Raw genomic sequence first — 21,862 nt, forward strand, 5'->3', positions numbered from 1 at the left:
CCCTAAAGTCTTTCAAAGACAGAGGGGATGTGATGAGCGAAAAAACTTTAACCAGAATGGACTTGAGTGAAGCCGTTTTCCGCGAGGTCGGGCTTTCCCGTAATGACTCGGCGCAGCTAATCGAAAACGTGCTCGATTATATGTCGGACGCTTTGGTGCGTGGCGAACAGGTCAAGATTTCGTCCTTTGGTACCTTCTCGGTGCGTAATAAATCCGCCCGCGTTGGCCGCAATCCGAAAACCGGCGAAGAGGTTCCGATCAATCCGCGTCGGGTTCTGACCTTCCGTCCGTCGCATCTTATGAAAGATCGTGTTGCCGCCGGTAACAAACGTTAGGAAATAGGCGGTCATGGCCAAATCAGCCGACGCTTTCCGAACAATCAGTGAAGTGGCCGACTGGCTCGAGACACCAGCGCATGTGTTGCGGTTCTGGGAAAGCAAGTTCAAGCAACTCAAGCCGGTGAAACGGGCCGGTGGTCGCCGGTATTACCGGCCGACGGACATGCTGCTGCTGGGTGGTATAAAGAAGCTTTTGCATGTGGACGGCATGACCATCAAGGGCGTGCAGAAATTGTTGCGCGAGAACGGTGTCAAACATGTCGCAGGCCATTCGCAGCCGCTGGATGATGTCACCGAGGCCGAGGTGCAGGAGGCCGCAATAGGTGAACAGGCGCGCACGGTCAGTCCGCCCGCCGAAACCGTGGCGGCATTTCAAAGCAGTGAAACAGGAACGCCAGCGACGGGTGACGGGGACGCGGAAGCAGCAATCACGGAAGCCGCGCAATCGGACCCCGGTCAGCAGGAGCAGACCCGGGACACAACACCCGACCCCGAGAACGTCAGCGAAACGGTAACCGACACTGATGCAACGCCCGCCTCTGAGGTTGCTGACGATGCGTTGGAAAGCGACGTGCCGGTCATGCCCAGCTTTTCGCATCGTCCGGCTCCGACCGACACCAAGCAAGAGGAACAGGAAGCCGATGCAACTGCCGCAACCCCGGCAATTGCAACTCCCGATCTGCCTGACGATCCGGCGGACGATATCGATGCAGCACCAGGTGTTCTGGCGCAAATCGCCGACATACGCCCACCGATATCCGACAAGACGGCAGAGCGCCTCAGCCCCATCCTCGATCGCCTACGCGAGAACGCCGGAGGAAATGGCTCTGGCGAGGTGCGATAGGACAAAAAATTGGGATTTTGCGCTTGTCCCCGGTGGGAAAACCAGTATGAAAGCCCAATCGTCGGGCTATGGCGCAGCCTGGTAGCGCGTCCGTCTGGGGGACGGAAGGTCGCAGGTTCGAGTCCTGCTAGCCCGACCAAATATACCATAAACCCCGCCGTTGAATCCGCCTCAGTGGTTGTGTCTGAGGCGTGGAACCCGCAGAGGGCATAACCATGACCGGCGTTCTTTCCAGCCAGCAGTTGAAATCACTGATAGCAGACGGCCAGATCACGGCACAGTCTGACATCACCCCGGGCCAAATCCAGCCTGCCAGCCTTGATCTGCGTCTGGGCAATGTGGCCTATCGTGTGCGCGCCTCGTTCCTTGCTGGCCAGGACCGGACAGTCACAGATCGTTTGGATGAGTTCGGGATGCACCAGGTTGACCTCAGCGATGGGGCCGTGCTGGAAAAAGGCTGTGTCTACGTCGTGCCCCTGATGGAATCACTGAACCTGCCGCCGCAGATCACCGCCGTGGCCAACGCCAAATCCTCGACCGGACGACTTGATCTGCTGACCCGCACGATCACCGATGGCGGCGAAGAGTTTGATCGCATCTCGGCAGGCTATTCCGGCCCGCTTTATGCCGAAATCTGCCCCCGCTCCTTCTCTGTACTTGTACGCCCAGGCATGCGCCTGAACCAGATCAGGTTTCGCGAAGGTCAGGCCGTGCTGAGTGACGATGACCTGCGTGCACTGCACCTGCAAAGCCCACTGGTCGATACCGATGCCGTAATCGATGATGGGTTGGGGTTTTCAGTCGATCTGGAGCCCGCGGGCAGCACCCTTGTGGGCTATCGCGCCAAGCCTCATACCGGGGTGATCGATCTTGATCTGATCGGCCACTACAATCCTGCGGATTTCTGGGAAGAGGTATATGCCAATGACCGTCACATCATCCTTGATCCCGGTGCCTTCTACATTCTGGTGAGCCGCGAGGCGGTGCACATCCCGCCCGCCTTTGCTGCCGAAATGGCCCCTTTTCTTGCCATGGTCGGAGAGTTCCGGGTGCATTATGCAGGTTTTTTCGATCCGGGTTTCGGCCACGGTGCGGCCGGTGGCGCAGGCTCTCGCGGTGTACTTGAGGTGCGCTGTCACGAAGCACCGTTCGTCCTTGAGCATGGTCAGATCGTTGGCCGGTTGGTCTATGAAAAAATGCAGGAAGTTCCCGAACAGATATATGGCGCCGGTATTGCGTCGAACTATCAGGGTCAGGGCCTGAAACTTTCCAAACATTTCCGCGCCATGTGTTGAAATCCGCTCATATCTGCGTAAAACTCAATTTATATATCCAAAAGTTATAGACTTTAATACATCTTTAAGTAATTGTACATTTAGTTAAACTACCTTAGATTGTTTTGTTTTGCGGAGACGCATCTTGCATATTTTACGTCATTTGCCGTCCAGGCCACTTGTAATTCTCGCTGGGTTCTCTCTTTTTGTGGCCTATCTGGCCGTCAGGGATTTGGTTGGCCTGAACATTGAGAAACCGGATGTCCACATCACACCATCACATCAATTGATCCCCGATAACTAAGGGGCACAAAACCCTTAGCCCTTGACCATCATTTTGACAGTTCTCTTTTGTCGCGATGCGGCATACAAGCAGATATTACTGTTTAATTTAAGTCGGTTACCCACATCAGTACAGCTGCCAAGAATGGCGGAAACGCCAACTCGGCGGTGTGACCACCCGATGTTGGCCGCGCTAGCGCAGCCGCCGCATCATCCGGATCGTTTGCTTGGCACGCTTGCTGGCCTCAGCCGAATTCGGGGGCTTTGCGCCCATTTCTTTGTCACCATTCCTGCGTTTACTTACTGCACCGACCCCGGCATTCACCCCGGACCTGACCAATCTCCGCATGACCATGCGGACGACTATATTGATGATTTGATTGGCGTTCATCACGCTCTCCTCAACTGCCTCGATCCATATATAACATGAAATCATGAAATTTTCGGGGCGGTACGAAACTAGTCTTCAAAGAGCTCATTCTGTCCTTCGCTCGTCTGTTCCTCCGCATCGGTATCGCCTTCACCAAGCTGAGGCATTGAGCCGGGCGGTGGCCGGTTCTCCAACAGGCCGGCCGAGCGCAACTCCTTGAGACCAGGCAGATCACGGGCATTTTCAAGGCCAAAATGATCAAGAAATATCTGTGTCACGACGAAAGTTACCGGACGTCCGGGTGTCATCTTGCGACGTCCGAACCGGATCCACTCCATTTCGAGCAGTTGATCAACAGTGCCGCGACTGACCGACACCCCGCGAATTTCCTCAATCTCGGCACGCGTTACCGGCTGATGATAGGCGATGATCGCAAGCGTCTCGATCGCGGCACGGCTGAGTTTGCGAGTCTCGACCGTCTCGCGCTGCATCAGAAAACCCAGGTCGGATGCAGTGCGAATGGCCCAGGCATCACCTACTTTGACAAGGTTGACACCTCGCCCCTCATAGCGCTTGCGAAGATGCACCAAAGCTTCGGCAGCATCACTGCCATGCGGCATCCTGGATTCAAGTTCGCGCACTGTCACCGGTTCGGTCGTGGCAAAAAGGATCGCCTCGCACATGCGCTCCTGCTCGCCCATCGGCGGCGCTTCAAACAGACTTTCTTCTTCACTATCAACGTCGTCAACCATATTCTTAATCCTTGCGCCTGACTTGAATTGGCGCGAATTCCTCGGATTGACGGATTTCGACCTTACCTTCCTTAACCAGCTCAAGCGACGCCGCAAAGGTGGAAGCTGTCGCCGATCGCCTGCGCGCAGGATCGGTGGTAAACCCATCCGGCAGATAGCTTGAGATATCCGTCCAGGTGCCCGCAAAGCCAATAAGCCCGCGCATCCGTTCAAGCGCCTGTTCCAGCGTGAAAACAGCATCGCGATCCATCACGAAGGGGCGGAACTCGTCCTTAGTGCGGATGCGCGCATAACCCTGCATCAGATCCAGCAGCGTCGCTGTATAAGTGACCCGTTTGATGCGTGTCACGTCCTCTGGGATGCCACGGGCAAAAAAGTCGCGCCCCAGACGATCGCGCGCCATCAGTTTGGCGGCGGCCTCGCGCATCGCCTGCAAGCGTTCGAGCTGAAAGGCCAGATGAGCGGCCAACTCCTCGCCCGACGGCCCCTCCTCGGTCGGATCGGGAGGTAACAGCAAGCGGGATTTCAGAAACGCGAGCCAGGCGGCCATCACCAGATAATCCGCCGCAAGTTCAATGCGCAGCGCCTTGGCCTTTTCAACAAAGCCCAGATACTGTTTGGCCAGTTCCAGCACCGATATTTTGCGCAGATCGACCTTTTGCGTGCGGCTGAGCATCAAGAGCAGATCCAGCGGACCTTCAAACCCGTCCACATCCACGATCAACGCTTCGGCGGCCATGCGGTCGGCTACGTTGTCGAAACTGCTTACGTTGTCATATGTGTTGTCAGACATGTCCAAGCCCGCCGATTAAAGCGCCCAGCTTTGCTTCGAGGGCGGGAATGTCAACCTCATCCGGGGCTCGTCGCTGCGCTAATGCGCTTTCCGCGCGCTTTTGGGCGAGTTCACTCATCTGCCCGGCGGCCTCGGCCACGTCGCGCCGCTCGTTGAGCGAGCCGTTACAATGCAGGATCACATCGCACCCCGCCGCTAAAGAATCCTGTGCGATCTGGCTCAGCGACCCATTCAGGGCCTTCATCGAGATGTCATCGGTCATGATCAGACCGGCAAACCCGATCTCTTCACGAACCAACCGCATCACCACCGGCGAGGTGGTGGCAGGACGCGTGTCGATCGCGTCATAGACCAGATGCGCGGTCATCCCCATCGGCAGGTCGTTCAGCGCGCGAAAGGGTGCGAAATCGACAGTGGCTAGCGAGGCCGTATCGGCACTAACCACCGGCAAGTCCAGGTGGCTATCAACCACCGCGCGCCCATGTCCAGGAATGTGTTTCAGCACCGGCAGCACGCCACCGTCAAGCATACCGTCGGCTACCGCGCGCCCGATCCGGCTGACGCTGTCTGGATCAAACCCGTAACAGCGGTTTTTCAGAAACTCGTGGGTCGCGGGGCCCGCCACATCCACCAGCGGCGCGCAATTGCTGTCGATACCAAGACGGCGCAGTTCATCCGCGATGATGCGGTAGCGCAGATACATCGCCTCCGGCGCTGCATCGCCGGCGGCGGTGATGTGATCAAGCGGCGGCAGCCACTCGCGCCACGTGGGGCCGCGCAACCGCTGCACCCGCCCGCCTTCCTGATCTATGGTGATCGGCGCGTCCCGCCCCACGGATTCGCGCATCTCGTCACACAGCGCGCGCACCTGATCCGGGCTTTCAATATTGCGACCAAAGAGGATGAAACCAAACGGGTTCGCCCACCGGAACAGCGCCTTTTCCGCCGCTGACAGCCGCAGGCCGTCCGCATCCAGGATCGTCGCGCCGTATCGGCTCAACGGGTCACCACGGGGATACACTCGGCGTTTTCCGCCACCAGAGCCGAGCAGAAGCGTCGCGCATCGCTCAGATCAGCGAACCCCATGGCCCGCAGACGGTAAAAGGTGCGCCCCCCACTTTTGGCTTTCTGCACCACCCGGTTCTTGCCTTCCAGATATTCGCCGAACTTGCCTGATAGACGGTCCCATTCGCTGCGCGCGATCTCGGCGCTTTCAAAGGCGCCAAGCTGTGCCAGCCTCGTGCCTGTCGGGATCGTCGCGGGATCGACATCCGATGTTCCCGAAACCTCAGCAACCGTTCTGACCGGGGCACTGGTTTGCAACGATACCGGTCGGATATGTGGTCTCAATGACGTGCCCAGCCCGCCTTCGACTTTCGGGGTTTCTGCCGCCGCGGGCGCAGGCAGATCTTCCAGCGGTTCGACGTCCTTCACAATCTGCGCCACCAATGCATCGACCGACGCAAACTGCACCACGTCTTCCTCGACAGGGTCGGGAACCGGTTCTCCGGCTTCAGCGGCGGGCGTCACGTGCCCGGTTTGTGCAAGCTCGGCAATAGGCGCATCTTCAAGCGACAGTTCCAGCGGTTCCGGAGCCAGCACCAGTCGTTCCGCCGGGGCCGCGGCGCTGCCATCGGCGGCGACATCGTTTACGGCCAACCCCTGGTGCAGGGCCTGTTCACCGCCCGGCTCTTCGGGTTGCACCCGCATGGGACCATCTGCGGCGCGCACCACCGGCACGCCGCTGACGTCGCGGATCAGCAGCTTGTATCCCCAAACACCAATGCCTGCGAGCAGGCCAACTGAAATCAGCGCCCCCATAAGATTGGTCAGCTTCTTGAGTACCTGTGCCCGTGATGGCGCAGCCATCTGCTGCATGCCTTGAACCTGTGCCATGTCTCGCCTCGCGTCCACCGGCGCACCACGGCGGCCGGGGTTGATATGATCTGCCTCATCCCCGGCGATTGTTCTCGTGCGATCTAGCGCATCTCTTCTGCCGGAGTTACCCCAAGAATACCAAGACCAGCGGAAATAACAACGGTTACGGTACGCGCCAGCGCGATTTTCGCCTGGGTACCCGCCACATCGGTGTCATCCAGAAAGCGCAGGGAAGGTTCGTCATGCCCGCGATTCCAGAGTGCGTGCAATTCACTGGCCAGGTCATAGAGGTAAAACGCCACCCGATGCGGCTCGTTCGTGCGACCAGCAATTTCCACCAGGCGCGGCCACTCGGCCACCTTCTTGGCGACGGAAATCTGAGCCTCGTGGGCCAGTTGGTCCAGATCCGCAGCACCCAGAGTTGCCTCGGTGACGTCAATACCGGCCTCACGTGCCTTGCGCAGAACCGAATTCACCCGTGCATTCGCATATTGCACGTAGAACACAGGGTTGTCCTTGGATTGCTCCAGCACCTTGTCGAAATCGAAATCAAGCGGCGCGTCGTTCTTACGGGTCAGCATGACAAAGCGGGTCACGTCCGAGCCAACCTGATCGACCACGTCGCGCAAAGTCACGAAAGTACCCGCGCGTTTCGACATCTTGAACGGCTCGCCATCCTTATAGAGCTTCACCAGTTGCGTCAGCTTGATGTCAAGCGGCACCTTGCCATCGCTGAGCGCACTGACGGCTGCCTTCATCCGTTTGACATAACCGCCGTGATCAGCGCCAAACACGTCGATCAACGCGTCAAATCCCCGCGATACCTTGTCAAAATGATAGGCGATATCCGGGGCGAAATAGGTCCAGTTACCGTCAGATTTCTTGACCGGGCGATCCACGTCATCGCCGTGCTCGGTGGATTTGAACAACGTCTGCTCGCGCGGCTCCCAATCCTCGGGTTTCTTGCCCTTCGGCGGCTCGAGCACGCCTTCATAGATCAACCCCTTGGCATCCAGCGTTTCCAGCGCCTGTTCGATCCTGCCGGTGCCGTAAAGCGATTTTTCCGAATAGAACACGTCCATCTCGACGCCAAGCGTCTTCAGGTCGGCACGGATCAAATCCATCATTGCATCGGTGGAGAATTCGCGCACCTCGGCCAGCCAAACATCTTCAGGCTGATCGACATAAGCATCGCCTACCTTGTCCTTCAACGCCTGCCCCGTGGCGATAAGATAATCGCCGGGATAGGTGCCATCCTCGAACGCCACGGCTTGCCCGTGCGCTTCGAGATAGCGCAGATATACCGACCGGGCGAGTACATCGACCTGTGCCCCGCCATCATTGATGTAATATTCGCGCGTCACCTGGTGACCGGTGAAGTCCAGCAGACTGGCCAGCGCATCGCCGAAAACCGCGCCACGGGTGTGGCCCACATGCAGCGGCCCGGTGGGGTTGGCGCTGACATACTCGACGTTGACACGGGCCCCCTGCCCCATGGCCGAGCGACCAAAGTCATCTCCGGCCTCAAGCGCTGCGCGAAGAACCTTTTGCCAGATCGCAGGAGCCAGCCGCAGGTTCAGAAACCCCGGACCGGCAACCTCGGCACTGGTGACGCGATCATCCGCCGTCAGTTTGGCAGCCAGTGCCTCGGCGATATCGCGCGGCTTTTTACCGGCAGGCTTGGCAAGGACCATCGCCGCGTTGGTGGCCATGTCGCCGTGGGCTGCATCGCGCGGAGGCTCGACCGCCACATTGTCAAATGGCACACCTTCGGGCAACACGCCGTCCGCCTGCAGCGTCGCCAGCATCTCAAGCACCAGTTCCCGGATTTCGGTGAACACATTCATCGCAACATTCCTTCCAGCGTCGCGCGCCGGTTTACCACTGACAGCCCGGGCGTCAACGCGTCATTGCCAGACAAAGGCCCGTCAGTCCGTGGTTTCAGACGCGGTCCGTTCTGCGAACTTCTCCTTTACCGGCCCGAGCCAAAAGAGGCGCGTTCCCGCCTCGGCCTTCAGCCTGGCATTTTCGTCAAGCAGGCGCAGCGCACCCTGATCGTCAAGCTCGGCCAGTGGCGCCGCGTCGGGGTTGGTTTCGCGCCAGTTCTCCAGGGTAAACTCCTCGGTCAGAGCTGTTGATTTGACCGACCACCCGTCACGCATATGCCGCGCGATCTCAAGGAAACTCATCCCAGCGGCAAAGGGCCGCCCGCCCAGTGTCGGCGGTAGCGCATGACGCCGTTTCTCCTGCTTGGCCTGTTTCAGCTGAAACACATTTTCCCGCCCGAACTCCGGCGCCAGATCGGTTGCCACCAGCGTATTGTAGGCCTCATTGTCACTGACGGCGACGATCCGGCCAAAGCTCATGATCTCGACGCCATGTTCAGCCGCCTCAGACAGGATGTCGCCATAGAATACCGGCACGCCGGCCTCTCTGGCACTGCTCAGACGACCCCTGTTGCCATCGACTATAAGCACCTCGACCTCGTGTTTTAACAACGCCTGCGCCAGCGAGGTCGAGAATTGCGACCCACCGACGATGATGACACCGGGCGTATTGCCCCCTGCCAGCCCCAGCATGCGCGCCATCGGGCGCAGCGAGAACCCGTGCAGCACAACGGTGGCGGCGACCAGCGCAAATGCCAGCGGCGCAAGCAAAGCCGCATCTTCGATCCCTGCTGAAACAAGCCGCTCACCGAACAATCCCGCAACGGCCACCAGCACGACCCCGCGCGGGCCGGTAAAGGCCACCAACAGGCGTTCACGAAACGGCACGTTGGAAAAGGCAAGCGCACCCATCACGGTCACCGGCCGCACGACGAATATCACCATCAGCACCAGCGCCGCCGACCACCAGTCAAGTCGAGACAGGGTTTCCAGATCCATCGACGCCGCTAACAGGATAAACACGCCCGAGACCAGCAGAACCGTGGCGTGTTCCTTAAAGCGCCGCAATTCGGTGTAGCTGGGTAGGTGGGCGTTCGCCATCCAGATGCCCATGACTGTCACCGCCAGCAATCCGCTTTCATGCAGCACGTAATCCGATAACGCGAAAACGCCCAACAGAACGGCAAAAAGTACCGGCACCTTCATGTATTCCGGCGCATAGGCCCGGCGAAACGCCTCGGACAGGGCCCAGCCGGCCGCCAGCCCCATCGCCGTCGCCACCACAATCCCGCTGATCATGTCGAAGGCCGCGTCACCAAAGCTTTCAGCGGCCTGCATCACCAGCACCAACTCGAACGCCAGCACCGCTGCAAGCGCGCCGATCGGGTCGTTTACGATCGCTTCCCATTGCAGCAATTGCGCCGGGCGTTTGCGCAGCCGAGCCTGACGCAGGAGCGGCGCAATAACTGTCGGGCCGGTCACAATCATGATGCCACCGAACACCGCTGACGAAGCCCAGCCCAACCCGGCAACATAATGCAGCGCCAGTGCTGAGCCGATCCAGCCCAAAAGCGCGCCCGGAAAAATCAACCGCCGAACCCCTTCGGCAGCTCCCCGCAGGCTTTCGAGGTTAAGCGTCAAACCGCCCTCAAACAGGATGATCGCGACGGCAATGGCGATCATGGGTTGCATCAGCGGACCAATGTCACGCTCGGGATCAAAAAGACCCAGGCCGGGGCCGACTGCCAGCCCAGCCAGCAGCATCAGAACGATGGCGGGCATCCGCAGCCGCCAGGCCAACCACTGGGCCCCGACACCCAGGGCGCCGACCAGCGCAAACCCCATGATTGGTGGCATGCCTGCCGCTGTTTCTAACGCCATACCCTACTCTTCCCCTCGTTCTCCGGCACCGCCGGAGCCACCCAGCAGACGCTTGTGGCTTTGCAATGCAAACCGGTCGGTCATCCCGGCGATATAGTCGCTGACCAGACGGGCCAGCGCGGTTTCGTCTTTTGCGCGTTCAATGTCCTTACGCCATTGCTCGGGCAAATGTTCCGGTTTCTTCAGATAAAAAGCAAACAGCTCTTCCACCACCACAGTGACATGCTTTCGCATCTCCATCACGCTGGGCGCACGATACATCCGTGCGAAAAGAAAATCGCGGATCACCCGCAACTCCTGCCACAGCCTGTCCGAAAAGCGGACCACCGGACGGCCCAGATGGCGCACAGCGGCGGCATCCGCAGGGGCGGCGTCGGACAAAATCGCCGAGGATGTGGTGATCACGTCCTCGACCATTACCCCAAAGACGCGGCGCAGCGCCTCGTGCCGTCGGCGATATGAATCAAGACTGGGATATTTGGCCTCTACCGCCGCGTAACAGGGGCCGATGATCGGCAGGGCGCGTAAATCAGCCTCGGAAAACAGATCTGCGCGCAACCCGTCATGCAGATCATGATTATTATAGGCAATATCATCCGCCAGGGCGGCCACCTGCGCTTCGGCGCTGGCATGGGTGTGCAGTTCCAGATCGTGCAGCGCATCATAATCGGCCAGCGCATAGGGCAAACTGCCCGTCACCGGCCCATTATGCTTGGCAATGCCCTCCAGCGTATCCCAGGTTAGATTAAGCCCGTCGAACTCGGCGTAATGCCGTTCCAGCGCGGTCACGATGCGAACCGCCTGAGCATTATGATCAAACCCGCCATAGGGCGTCATCAGCGCATTCAGTGCGTCCTCACCCGTATGCCCGAAGGGAGTATGACCCAGGTCATGCGCCAGCGCCACGGCTTCGGTCAGTTCACCGTTTAGTTTCAAGGCGCCGGAAATCGTGCGCGCCACCTGCGCGACCTCGATAGAATGGGTCAGGCGCGTGCGGAAGTAATCCCCCTCATGCTCCACGAAAACCTGTGTCTTGTGTTTCAGCCTGCGAAAAGCACTGGAGTGGATGATCCGGTCACGATCCCGCTGATAACAGGACCGAAACGCGCTTTCTTCTTCCGCAACCAATCGGCCCCGCGACTGATCGGGGTCCGAGGCATAGGGCGCTTTCATACGGGATATCCTTGTCGCCTGTTCCTTGTGCCCATATATTGTAGTGCGACGCTATTAGAAACCGCTTGGAACAATTGAAATGAACCTGCCGCCCAAAGTCACGGACCGCGCCTTTTCCCGCCTTGCCGATATCGGCGCGGGCGATGAGGGACGGGCACTGCGCGTTGCCGTCGAGGGTGGCGGCTGTTCGGGGTTTCAATACGAGATCAAACTGGATGCGCCCGGCAAGGACGATCTGGTGCTTGAGGGTCAAGGCCAGAAGGTGGTGGTTGATTCCATTTCGCTTCCGTTTCTTGCAGGCGCAACGATAGATTTCACCGAAGAGCTGATTGGCGCGCGCTTCGTGATCGACAATCCAAACGCTAGCAGCTCGTGTGGGTGTGGTACGTCTTTTTCCATGTAAATAAGTTGGTTAAGGATATATCTTAACCTTATTCTGCAGGGATTATCTGTGGTTTTTCTGGTTTCGGCTCTGCTGGTTTAGGCATTGACTGATGCAAGATCAACCACACGCTGGCGGTGATGATGATAGCGGCACCAACAAACACCATCGGCCCCGGCGTTTCGCCAAAGATCACGACACCCATCACCACCATCCAGAGGAATTGCAGGTTCATCAACGGTGTCACCACATAGGCGGGCAGCATCCGGAGCGCCGCCACAAGCACCCAGCGGGCGCCGAAGAGAAAGACGGCATACGCCAGCGCCCAGCCCAGATCGGCAAGGCTCATTGCCTGGAACACAAAGGGCAACGCCGCCCCCATGACCAGCATCAAAGCGAGATTGGGATAGAAAACCTGTGCCAGAAGATTGTCATCCCGTTGTCCGATATAGCGTGACGCAATCATTGAAACCGTGCCCAATACCACAGCCGTCATGGCCACCAGATGCCCCGTCCCGATCGCACTCGGACCGCTGGGGAACAGGCACATTACACCCACAGCGCCAAGCGCCAGCGCAGCCCATGCCTGCGGGCGCACGGACTCGCCCAGAACAGGGCCGGACATCAGCGCCGCAAGCAACGGTATAAGCGCGATGAACAGAAAGACCTCAGCGAAGGGCAGCAATCGAAACGCATAGAAGAATGCAATCGTGGCGGTCAGTGTCGCCAGCACCCGCACGGCCATCGCCCCCGGACAGGTGGTGCGCATGCCACGCGGCGCGCCGCCACGTCGGTTTGCAAGCACGCTCAGTAACGCCACGACACCACCGGAGAGCGCGAACAATTGCGGCGCGGCATAGGTGGCCGCGAACATCTTGGTAATGGCATCAGCGCTTGAGATCAGAAGCGTATAAAGCGCTGTCAGCGCCACGCCTGCGGTAACCGGGCCCATGATGAGGCGTCTGTTCATAGCTCGCTCCCTCGCAAGGCAACCCGGGCGAACCCGGCAAAAAAGGCATCAAAATTTTCGTTGGCAGCCTCGGCGGCTGTCAGCACTGTATGCGCTTCCTCGGAAAGCTGGGCCGAAACCGCGCCCCGCATCGCCTGCCAATCATCGCTTCGCGCATCACCCATATCATAGACACATTCGGACAATTCGTGCAGCGGCAGGGCCGAGGGGCGTGGCTGGCGAAAGGTGACACGCCCCGAGGGGATATTATCACCAAAACCGCCATTCCCGGACACGGCCATGAACCAGTTGATCATCAGGTATTGGTGATAATCATCCTGAACCGTCGCCTCGGCATCGTCTTGCAGCGCAAAACTACGCGCCTGTGCCAGCAGCCAGTTCTCCCATATCTCGGGCGGGCGTTGTCCGGCAAAACGCAGCGCGATACAGATTTCTGACAGAAGATCGACATTCAGATCAAGCAGGGCCAGCGTGCCCGCGAAATTCAGACTTTGGATGAACCGGTCCTCCAACTGCGGATCGACACGGCCATATTCTGACAGATAGAATACAATATGGGTCAGTTCGTAAGCTGCCTTTTTGTTGGGCATCGCGAAGGTCAGCGACTGCCGTGCAAACCGGCGCAGCCGGTCATCCAACCCCTCGTCGCCCCTCAGAGGGTCAACGCCACGCCGCAGACACAGCCGGCGCGCTTCGGCCCGTTGCAGATCAGAAAGCTCCGCCTCGACCAGATTCTGGCTAGCGACCCAACGCACCAGATGGTCACCTTTGCGACCCGGCACGCCCAGATCTTCGAGATCAAGACATATCGATAGCAAAAATCGGTAATATTGTGGAAAGAACTCCATCCGCTGTTCAATTGCTTCGTAGAAATGCTCGTGTGCAGCAAGGGCATCCGCCTCTAGCCTTGCATTGGTACATTCCAGGATATTCAGCGCCTCGGCGTTTTCCTTCAGCCAAAATACGTCATCTCCGACGCGACGATGCTTAGCAAAAAGTTTCAGCAGGGCCGCCTGACGGGCGGCCGCGCTGTGTTGCCGGAACGGGGTATTCAGCCTGATAACATTGGTCATGTCGCTGATCTCCTGATCAGGAAAGTGAGCCGAAGCCCCGTTCCGGAAGATGGGTTACATGCTCGACGTGAAGATTTCGCAGCCGTCGCCATCTGTGGTATCTGCCACCAGCGTAGGCGCCATCGAAGAGGTGAAGCTTCCGACCGCGTCCCCGGTTTTCGTCGTCGCGGCAGTCGCCGGACCCATTGACGAGGTGAACATCTCTACAGCGTCACCTGTGCCCGCCTCCGCCACCGCGGCAGGGCTCATCGATGAAGTGAACATCTCGACCGCGTCGCCCAGACCGGCGTCTGAGGTAATCGCCGGGCCCATGGATGAGGTGAACATTTCAACCCCTTCCCCATGCCCGGTCAGGGCGGTGGTGGCAGGTCCCATAGACGAGGTGAAAGCCTCCACCGCCTCACCGCCATGCAGGCTGGGTTGGCTTAAGGTTTTGGTAATTTCGACAACAGATACTTCTTTGCGTAAAGCAGACATTTTTGGTCTCCCAGTTTGTGTGAATGCAGCCCAAAAACGCTTGCACTTAAAACGTGTTTTGCCAAGTCACTTTACTCGTTTACCGAGTGTCCAGCAGTAAATACACGCCCGATTTAGCTAGCCAAGGTTTTGAAAACTCCGCAGGAATCTTTCCTAAAAAAATTTCACAATATTATTTTGTCAACAGTAATTTCGAGCCAACAGCAACGACTTATCCACAGACTTAACTGCGAATCACCACTTTCGTCCGTACCGGAATCAACGCCGAGAATCAGACGACACCACCCTTGTCAGACCGGGCCACCTGCGCGATAGATGACCGGAGCGAACGCGAGGGGATACGGGATGAAAATTGCCAGCTTCAACATCAACGGGATCAAGGCGCGTATTCAGGCCCTGCCCGACTGGCTGGACGAGGCGGAACCAGATGTGGTGCTCTTGCAGGAGATCAAATCCGTCGATGAAAATTTTCCACGCGAGCTGTTCGAGGATAAGGGCTATCAGGTCGAAACCCACGGTCAGAAAAGCTTCAACGGGGTCGCGATCTTGTCGAAATATCCGCTTGAAGATGTGGTGCGCGGTTTGCCCGGCGATGATGAGGATGAACAGGCGCGCTGGATCGAGGCAAGCGTGATGGGCAACAAGACCGCCCTGCGCGTCTGCGGTCTTTATCTGCCCAACGGCAATCCGGCACCCGGACCGAAATACGACTATAAACTGTCATGGATGGAACGGTTACGTACGCGGGCGGCGGAGCTGTTGAGGACTGAAGAACCCGCTCTGATGGCCGGGGATTACAATATCATCCCGCAGGATTATGACGCCAAACGTCCCGAGGTCTGGCGCGAAGATGCACTTGCCCGCCCGGAAAGTCGTGCCGCCTTTCGGCGAATTGTGAATCTGGGCTTTACCGACGCATTCCGCGCCCGGATACAAAGCCCGGGCCATTATACATTCTGGGATTATCAGGCCGGGGCCTGGAACCGTGATGACGGGATCCGCATTGATCATTTCCTGCTGACGCCGCAAGCGGCGGATTTGATGAGGGATTGCCAGATCGACAAGGAAATCCGCGCTCGCGAAAAACCCTCGGATCACGTACCTATCTGGGTCGATCTCGACGTATAAGACCTGAGTAAGTTAAGATTATTTTCGCTCTGGAACTCTCAGAGTTTGCGGGTGACGTCGTGGTTATAAAGCCAATTAAATTGTTGCATCATCCGAACCGGCGCCAGTGTGCCGCCCGTCTTTAGCGCCAGATGTGCCGCCCAACGGAACGGTGGAAACGAAAGGTGATATTTGCGCGCATTGCCAGTAGCCGCGGTCACCACGCGGCGCACGCGGGCCTCGCGACGTTTCTGATATGCCTGCAAGGCCTGATCCGTATCGTCCGTTTCCGACAGGGCATCCGCCAGCACCCAGCTATCTTCCAGCGCCATCGAAGCGCCCTGCGCCAAGAACGGCAAGGTCGGATGCGCGGCATCGCCCAACAGGACTGTCCGGCCGCCATGCCAGGTCTGCGCGACCGGATGCCGGAACAAGCCCCAGAAATGAACTTTCTCGACATCCGCCAGCATCGACCGCACATCGGGGCCGAAATCCGCAAAAGTGGCACGCATATTGGCCGGATCATCTTCCTGGCTCCAGCTTTCGGCAGCCCAGGCCGCGCGCTCCTGTACGGCGACGACGTTCAGGAGCTCCCCACTGCGGAGCGGATAGCTCACCACATGCCGCCGAGGACCCATATGCACCTGCACCTCGGGGCCGCGGTTCGATCTGTTGGGAATAACCGCGCGCCATGCGGTCTGGCCGGTAAAGAAAGGGGCTGGGGTGCCGTTCAGCACCTGCCGGACCCGCGAATGCAGGCCATCAGCCCCGACAATCAGATCGGCCTCGACACAAGCACCACTGGCAAGCGTGACACAAGGCCTGTCACCCGACCTTCTGCCGGGTTCAACCGTATCGATCTTTTGCAACAGCCTGATTTTGCAACCCGCCTCGCGCGCGCCCTCAGCCAACACGTCGATCAGGTCGGCGCGGTGTACAAAGTAATAGTCATGATTGTCCAGACGGGTCAAATCCAGCCGCAGCACTTCACCCTTGCGATAATCCCGCAGGCTGACCGCCTTGCCCTGAACCGCATCCGCGCCCAATGCTTCGGCCAGTCCGAGGGCCCGCAACACTGCAAACCCGTTGGGGCTTATCTGCAGCCCGGCGCCGATCTCGGCAATCTTCGCAGCCTGTTCAAGCACCGTCACATCCGCACCACGCAATGCCAGCGCCCGTGCCACGGCCAATCCGCCAATGCCAGCGCCGATCACGCTGATTTGTTTGCCTTGAAGCGTCATACTACTTTACTGAAACGAAAAACGCCGAAGCGAAAGCCCCGGCGTAGTTCTTTACTGCAGCCAACCCGCGATCAATCGTCGCGATGCACTTTCTCGCGCCGCTCATGACGCTCCTGTGCTTCAAGGCTCATGGTCGCGATCGGACGGGCATCCAGCCGTTTGAGGCTAATAGGTTCCCCGGTGACCTCGCAATAGCCGTATTCGCCATTGTCGATCCGCCGCAGGGCGCTGTCGATCTTTGCAACCAGTTTGCGCTGACGATCCCTCGTGCGCAGTTCCAGCGCGCGATCAGTTTCTTCGCTTGCACGATCGGCCACATCAGGGATCGCGCGTGTGCCATCCTGCAATGCTTCGATCGTGTCGCGGCTCATTCATAAAAGGTTCGTCTTCGGCAGGACGATAATCATCAGGCAGAAAAGTTTCCGCTTTCATGTCTTCTCCCTTATCAAGGCCAGTGTCCGGCATGATACTCTCCTCAGACAGGTGGCACCCCAATGTGCTGCGTTTACACCCGCAAAATAGGATTGTCACTAGCCAATCACGCGCCATTGATGTGAATTGTCGTTGCCGCTAGGGTGCGGTCTGCTACGCAGGCAAAATGCCATGAAAAGGGTTGATAAAGAATGAAATTCCAAGGCACGGACAGCTACGTCGCCACAGAAGATCTGACAATTGCGGTTAACGCTGCGGTCACTTTGGAGCGCCCGCTGCTTGTCAAAGGTGAACCGGGTACCGGCAAGACGGAGCTGGCGCGTCAGGTGGCCCAGGCTCTGGGTCTGAAAATGCTGGAATGGAACATCAAATCCACGACCAAAGCGCAGCAGGGTCTTTATGAATATGACGCCGTCAGCCGATTGCGCGACAGCCAGTTGGGCGAAGAGCGTGTGCATGACGTGCGTAACTATATCCGCAAAGGCAAGCTGTGGCAGGCTTTTGAGGCCGACAGCAAGCTCGTGCTTCTGATCGACGAGGTCGACAAGGCCGATATCGAGTTTCCTAACGACCTTTTGCAGGAGCTCGACAAGATGGAATTCCACGTCTACGAGACCGGCGAAACGATCCGGGCCAGGCACCGCCCTATTGTGATCATCACCTCCAACAACGAAAAAGAATTGCCCGACGCCTTCCTGAGGCGTTGTTTCTTTCACTATATCCGCTTCCCAGATATGGAAACGATGCGGCGCATTGTCGATGTCCATCATCCGGGCATCAAGGATGCGCTGCTGACAACCGCCCTGACGCAGTTTTACGAGATCCGCGATCAGGCCGGACTGAAGAAAAAACCCTCGACCTCCGAGGTGCTGGACTGGCTCAAGCTGATTCTGGCCGAGGACCTGACCACCGATGATTTGCGGCGCGACGGGGCCGATGCCTTGCCGAAACTGCATGGGGCGCTGCTGAAAAACGAACAGGATGTACATCTGTTCGAGCGTTTGGCCTTCATGGCCCGCCGACAACGCTAAACTGTCACAGCTAGGCCAAATTACCGACGCAAATTAAAGATAATTCCACTGTTTAGGGCACAGAGTTGATCCGATTTCAACTCGGTATATAGTGCCAAGGTTGCTGGTGTGAGGTTCTTGATGCGTCTATTGGCTGTTTCACTATGTTTGATGCTCGGCGCCTGCGCCGCGGCGCCGGTGCGTGATACGCCCACACGCGCCGCTACAGGCTCACCGGTTACCTTGCCTGCAATGAAGGGATTTTCAACCTCCCGCCCGACGCCGCCGTCCCGATCAAACCGCGACATTCAGCGTGATTTCCTCGACCTGGCCTTCACCCTTGAATCGGGTCGTGCGCTGCCTGTTTTCACGCGATTCGAACATCCAATTACCGTGCGTGTCACCGGGTCGCCACCACCCACACTGATCCCCGATCTGAACCGGCTGATCGGCAGGTTGCGTAGCGAAGCGGGCATTAACATCCGGCGCAGTACGAAGCCGTCAGCGAACATCACCATTCAGGCCGTTACTCGCGCCCAGATCCAGCGCTACCTGCCCAAGGCCGCCTGTTTCGTTGTGCCAAACATCTCAAGTCTTTCCGAATATCGCTCCGCCCGTTTCCGAGGCGCTTCAAGCTGGTCGCAACTGCGCACCCGCGAAAAGCTCGCGATTTTCTTGCCCAATGATGCCAGCCCTCAGGAAGCACGCGATTGCCTGCACGAAGAACTGGCTCAGGCCATCGGTCCGCTAAATGACCTCTACCGTCTGCCCGACAGCGTTTTCAACGATGACAACGTGCACACGGTGCTGACCGGCTTTGACATGCTGATCCTGCGAATTCACTACGCACCGGAGCTTCGCTCAGGCATGACCCGTGATCAGGTCGCGGCCCGGCTGCCCGCGATCCTTTCCCGGCTCAATCCATCGGGAAACCACCGGGCACCAACCTATCCTCCGGCCACGCCGCGTGCCTGGGTATCTGCGATCCAGACCGCCCTTGGCCCCGGCGCGGGCGAACGTCGGCGCCTTTCAGCGGCGCAGACAGCAGTACGCATCGCCACGACCAGAGGCTGGCACGATCACCGCCGCGCTTTCAGCCATTTTGCCCTTGGTCGCATTCTGCGTAATTCCAACCCCGAAGCCGCCCGCCAGCAATTCATGACCGCCGAACAGTTTTATCGCCGGATGCCGGGCACCGCCCTGCACCGGGCGCATTCGGCAGCGCACCTCGCAGCAGCCTCGATCAGCCGGGGCGATGGCCGCCGGGCACTTGCTTTTGTTCAACCTCATCTGGCCACAGCAAAACGCCATGAAAACGCAGCACTGCTTGCCAATCTCCTGCTTTTGCAGGCCGACGCCTATGATCTGCTTGGTCGCCGGAACGAGGCGCGTGCTACGCGTCTGGACAGTTTGGGCTGGGCGCGCTACGGCTTTGGCGCCGATTGGGTGGTTCGGGCGAAGCGCCGCAAACTCACCGTGGTCGGCGCGGGCAACTAACCAAACGGGTAATCCATGATCGTACTTCTGGGGGCCATTCTGGGTGTCGTTACCGGTGCCACGATCGCTTGGCGTCGCAAGGGACGTCTGGCGGATATTCTGCAATATGCCTTTGTCTACTTCCTGATCTTCTCGCTTGCGGGGCTGTTTGTCACGCTGCTGATCCACCGCGCCGCTGCAGTGTGACAGGGCATGTTCCTGCCCTTCTTCGATAACCTGCGAAGCGCTGGCGTTCCGGTCAGCTTGCGCGAATACCTGACCTTTCTCGAAGGTATGGGTGCCGGGCTGGTTACCTATGATGTCGAAGGGTTCTACTATCTTGCCCGCGCGGCGATGGTGAAGGATGAGCGCAATATCGACCGGTTCGATCGCGCCTTCGCCGCCAGTTTCAAAGGGTTAGAGGCAATCACCGCCGAGCAGGTCATGAACGCGGTCGATCTGCCCGAGGACTGGCTGCGCAAGATGGCCGAGAAACACCTCTCAGACGAAGAGAAAGCCGAAATCGAGGCGCTCGGCGGCTTCGACAAGCTGATGGAAACCCTGAAAGAACGGTTGAAAGAACAGCAGGGCCGCCATCAGGGCGGCAACAAATGGATCGGCACCGCAGGCACCTCGCCTTTTGGCGCCTACGGCTACAATCCAGAAGGCATCCGCATTGGTCAGAACGAAAGCCGCCATCAGCGCGCCGTCAAAGTCTGGGACAAACGCGAGTTTCGCAATTTCGACGATTCGGTAGAACTGGGCACGCGAAACATCAAGGTTGCGTTGAAGCGCCTGCGCCGCTGGGCCCGCGACGGCGCGGCGGATGAGTTGGACCTTGATGGCACCATCCGCGCCACGGCCGAACATGGCTATCTGGACGTCCAGACCCGCCCCGAGCGACGCAATGCGGTCAAGGTGCTCTTGTTTCTCGATGTCGGCGGCTCGATGGATGCTCATGTGAAGGTGGTCGAGGAACTCTTTTCCGCCGCCGCTGCAGAGTTCAAACATTTCGAGCATTATTATTTTCACAACTGCCTCTATGAAGGCGTGTGGAAGGACAACCGCCGCCGCTGGGACGCCCAAACGCCCACCGATGAAATCCTGCGCACCTACGGATCTGACTACAAGTGTATCTTCGTGGGCGATGCCTCGATGTCGCCGTATGAAATCGCCTATCCGGGCGGGGCGAACGAGCACTGGAACTCCGAGGCCGGCCAGATCTGGCTGGAACGCGCCCGCGCGCAATGGCCCTCGCATCTCTGGATCAATCCAGTGCCGGAAAGATCGTGGCCCTACACGCAATCTATCCAGATGATCCACGAGATATTCGAAGGCCGGATGGTACCAATGACCCTTGCCGGGATCGAGGTTGGCATGAAGGAACTGGTGCGCTAGGCGGCCTCAACCGCCAACCGGTACAGGTGCCACGACGCATGGCCCAGAAGCGGTAACACAATGAACAATCCCATAAAGGCCGGGATCAGCGCCAGAAAACTCAGGCCCGCGATCAGAATTGCCCAGACAAGCATCGGCACAGGGTTGCGCTGCACCACCTGAAAGCTTGTGATCATGGCGGTCACGAAATCCACCTCCCGGTCCAGAAGCAGCGGTAGGGCAATCACCGTGATCATATAGGTCAAAAGCGCAAAGGCGCCGCCCACCACAGTTCCCACACCGAGCATCGCCAAGCCGTTGCCGGTCAGAAACACCTCATAGGAGCTTGAGATATTCGTCATCGTCGACAGGCCGAGAAAAAGCGCGAAGATCATGTGCGCAAGAAAGAACCAGAAGAGGAAAACGATGATGATAATCGCGCAGAGCGACGGAAGCTGCCGGCGGCGCTGATGCGCAATCACCCCCAGCACCCCGGTCATGTCCAGCCGTGCGCCCTGTTCCAGACGGTGACTGACCTCATAGAGCCCCACGGCGGCAAAGGGGCCAATCAGCGGAAACCCGACCGCGGCAAAGATCAGCCAGTAACTATGCCCGGTTATCCAAGTGACCCAGGCCATGATCAGCCCCAACACCACGTAGGTACCTGCAAAAAATACCCCGTATCCGGGCGCCCGCTTCATATCTGCCCAGCCCCGCCGCAGCGCTTTGCGTAATGTCGCAACGCTGACGGTGCCAAAGTCGGGCACGCCGGGTTCAGGCTTTGTATCCATGCAGGTTCGCCCCTTTTTCTGGCAAGCTATCGTGTTGCTAGGCGCATACAAAGAT

General features: G+C 58.6%; 22 protein-coding genes, 1 tRNA gene and 1 pseudogene. 11 read left to right on the forward strand and 13 right to left on the reverse strand.

All coding sequences use genetic code 11. The features are described from left to right. Window positions 1-32 precede the first annotated feature (32 nt). The 5 genes from ihfA to LC334_RS14085 all read left to right on the forward strand — a co-directional run bounded on the left by ihfA (window position 33) and on the right by LC334_RS14085 (window position 3,168). A complete protein-coding gene (ihfA, locus tag LC334_RS14065) occupies window positions 33-335 on the forward strand; it encodes an integration host factor subunit alpha (protein WP_085801168.1) in 303 nt (100 codons plus the stop codon). A 13-nt stretch (window positions 336-348) separates the two neighbouring features. Next, a complete protein-coding gene (locus LC334_RS14070) occupies window positions 349-1,182 on the forward strand; it encodes a MerR family transcriptional regulator (protein WP_223413003.1) in 834 nt (277 codons plus the stop codon). 62 nt (window positions 1,183-1,244) lie between these two features. After that, a tRNA-Pro gene (locus LC334_RS14075) sits at window positions 1,245-1,321 on the forward strand. A 76-nt stretch (window positions 1,322-1,397) separates the two neighbouring features. Continuing rightward, a complete protein-coding gene (locus LC334_RS14080) occupies window positions 1,398-2,477 on the forward strand; it encodes a 2'-deoxycytidine 5'-triphosphate deaminase (protein ID WP_085801167.1) in 1,080 nt (359 codons plus the stop codon). A gap of 304 nt (window positions 2,478-2,781) precedes the next feature. After that, complete coding sequence (locus LC334_RS14085; RefSeq protein WP_223413004.1) at window positions 2,782-3,168, forward strand: hypothetical protein; 387 nt, start codon at window positions 2,782-2,784, stop codon at window positions 3,166-3,168. 29 nt (window positions 3,169-3,197) lie between these two features. Here LC334_RS14085 and scpB read toward each other — a convergent pair whose 3' ends face one another. The 7 genes from scpB to LC334_RS14120 form a co-directional block, all read right to left on the reverse strand. Further along, window positions 3,198-3,860: an SMC-Scp complex subunit ScpB gene (gene scpB / locus LC334_RS14090; protein WP_085801165.1), complete on the reverse strand. Its 663-nt coding sequence runs from the start codon at window positions 3,858-3,860 to the stop codon at window positions 3,198-3,200. Window positions 3,861-3,864: 4 nt separating this feature from the next. Next, entirely contained in the window at window positions 3,865-4,653 is a 789-nt protein-coding gene (locus LC334_RS14095; RefSeq protein WP_085801164.1) for a segregation and condensation protein A, read from the reverse strand. Beyond that, window positions 4,646-5,674, reverse strand: a complete 1,029-nt coding sequence (nagZ, locus tag LC334_RS14100) for a beta-N-acetylhexosaminidase (RefSeq protein ID WP_223413005.1) — start codon at window positions 5,672-5,674, stop codon at window positions 4,646-4,648. Before nagZ ends, LC334_RS14095 begins: the two co-directional genes overlap by 8 nt. Then, a complete protein-coding gene (locus LC334_RS14105; protein WP_085801162.1) occupies window positions 5,650-6,549 on the reverse strand; it encodes an SPOR domain-containing protein in 900 nt (299 codons plus the stop codon). Before LC334_RS14105 ends, nagZ begins: the two co-directional genes overlap by 25 nt. Window positions 6,550-6,632: 83 nt before the next feature. Continuing rightward, window positions 6,633-8,378 (reverse strand): arginine--tRNA ligase, encoded by a 1,746-nt coding sequence (gene argS / locus LC334_RS14110; RefSeq protein WP_085801161.1) that lies wholly within the window; start codon window positions 8,376-8,378, stop codon window positions 6,633-6,635. 81 nt (window positions 8,379-8,459) lie between these two features. Next, window positions 8,460-10,298 carry a cation:proton antiporter gene (locus LC334_RS14115; protein WP_085801160.1) on the reverse strand — a complete coding sequence of 613 codons (1,839 nt, stop codon included), beginning with the start codon at window positions 10,296-10,298 and terminating at the stop codon, window positions 8,460-8,462. 3 nt (window positions 10,299-10,301) lie between these two features. Next, the gene (locus LC334_RS14120; RefSeq protein WP_085801159.1) at window positions 10,302-11,471 is read right to left on the reverse strand and encodes a deoxyguanosinetriphosphate triphosphohydrolase; all 1,170 of its coding nucleotides are present in this window, start codon (window positions 11,469-11,471) and stop codon (window positions 10,302-10,304) included. A 79-nt stretch (window positions 11,472-11,550) separates the two neighbouring features. On the opposite strand from LC334_RS14120, the gene LC334_RS14125 reads away from it, so the two are divergent. Further along, the gene (locus LC334_RS14125) at window positions 11,551-11,874 is read left to right on the forward strand and encodes a HesB/IscA family protein (RefSeq protein WP_085801158.1); all 324 of its coding nucleotides are present in this window, start codon (window positions 11,551-11,553) and stop codon (window positions 11,872-11,874) included. A gap of 28 nt (window positions 11,875-11,902) precedes the next feature. Here the strand turns inward: LC334_RS14125 and LC334_RS14130 are convergent, their stop codons facing one another. The 3 genes from LC334_RS14130 to LC334_RS14140 are packed head-to-tail and all read right to left on the reverse strand — an operon-like array spanning window position 11,903 to window position 14,373. Continuing rightward, window positions 11,903-12,823 carry a DMT family transporter gene (locus LC334_RS14130; RefSeq protein WP_085801157.1) on the reverse strand — a complete coding sequence of 307 codons (921 nt, stop codon included), beginning with the start codon at window positions 12,821-12,823 and terminating at the stop codon, window positions 11,903-11,905. Next, a complete protein-coding gene (locus tag LC334_RS14135) occupies window positions 12,820-13,896 on the reverse strand; it encodes a DUF6902 family protein (protein WP_085801156.1) in 1,077 nt (358 codons plus the stop codon). The genes LC334_RS14130 and LC334_RS14135 overlap by 4 nt, the downstream gene beginning before the upstream one ends. Before the next feature lie 54 nt (window positions 13,897-13,950). Next, the gene (locus tag LC334_RS14140) at window positions 13,951-14,373 is read right to left on the reverse strand and encodes a DUF6749 family protein (protein WP_085801155.1); all 423 of its coding nucleotides are present in this window, start codon (window positions 14,371-14,373) and stop codon (window positions 13,951-13,953) included. Window positions 14,374-14,718: 345 nt separating this feature from the next. Here LC334_RS14140 and xth point away from each other — a divergent pair, with 345 nt between their 5' ends. After that, entirely contained in the window at window positions 14,719-15,501 is a 783-nt protein-coding gene (gene xth, locus LC334_RS14145) for an exodeoxyribonuclease III (RefSeq protein WP_085801154.1), read from the forward strand. Window positions 15,502-15,539: 38 nt separating this feature from the next. Here the strand turns inward: xth and LC334_RS14150 are convergent, their stop codons facing one another. Both LC334_RS14150 and dksA read right to left on the reverse strand, forming a co-directional pair. Next, window positions 15,540-16,721 carry an FAD-dependent monooxygenase gene (locus LC334_RS14150; RefSeq protein WP_085801153.1) on the reverse strand — a complete coding sequence of 394 codons (1,182 nt, stop codon included), beginning with the start codon at window positions 16,719-16,721 and terminating at the stop codon, window positions 15,540-15,542. Between the two features lie 71 nt (window positions 16,722-16,792). Further along, a pseudogene (gene dksA / locus LC334_RS14155) lies at window positions 16,793-17,153 on the reverse strand (RNA polymerase-binding protein DksA). 191 nt (window positions 17,154-17,344) lie between these two features. Between dksA and LC334_RS14160 the strand changes: the two are divergent. The 4 genes from LC334_RS14160 (at window position 17,345) to LC334_RS14175 (ending at window position 21,037) form a co-directional block, all read left to right on the forward strand. Continuing rightward, window positions 17,345-18,184: an AAA family ATPase gene (locus LC334_RS14160; protein ID WP_085801151.1), complete on the forward strand. Its 840-nt coding sequence runs from the start codon at window positions 17,345-17,347 to the stop codon at window positions 18,182-18,184. Between the two features lie 120 nt (window positions 18,185-18,304). Continuing rightward, window positions 18,305-19,660, forward strand: a complete 1,356-nt coding sequence (locus LC334_RS14165) for a DUF2927 domain-containing protein (RefSeq protein WP_085801150.1) — start codon at window positions 18,305-18,307, stop codon at window positions 19,658-19,660. Window positions 19,661-19,675: 15 nt separating this feature from the next. Further along, complete coding sequence (locus LC334_RS14170; protein ID WP_176237715.1) at window positions 19,676-19,846, forward strand: hypothetical protein; 171 nt, start codon at window positions 19,676-19,678, stop codon at window positions 19,844-19,846. 6 nt (window positions 19,847-19,852) lie between these two features. Further along, complete coding sequence (locus LC334_RS14175) at window positions 19,853-21,037, forward strand: vWA domain-containing protein (protein ID WP_085801149.1); 1,185 nt, start codon at window positions 19,853-19,855, stop codon at window positions 21,035-21,037. On the opposite strand, the gene LC334_RS14180 is transcribed toward LC334_RS14175, so the two are convergent. Continuing rightward, complete coding sequence (locus LC334_RS14180) at window positions 21,034-21,807, reverse strand: DUF2189 domain-containing protein (RefSeq protein ID WP_085801148.1); 774 nt, start codon at window positions 21,805-21,807, stop codon at window positions 21,034-21,036. The two genes, LC334_RS14175 and LC334_RS14180, sit on opposite strands and share 4 nt — an antisense overlap. Between the last annotated feature and the right edge of the window lie 55 nt (window positions 21,808-21,862).

It is taken from the genome of Roseovarius aestuarii, from assembly GCF_019966515.1.
GTDB classification, from domain to species: domain Bacteria; phylum Pseudomonadota; class Alphaproteobacteria; order Rhodobacterales; family Rhodobacteraceae; genus Roseovarius; species Roseovarius aestuarii.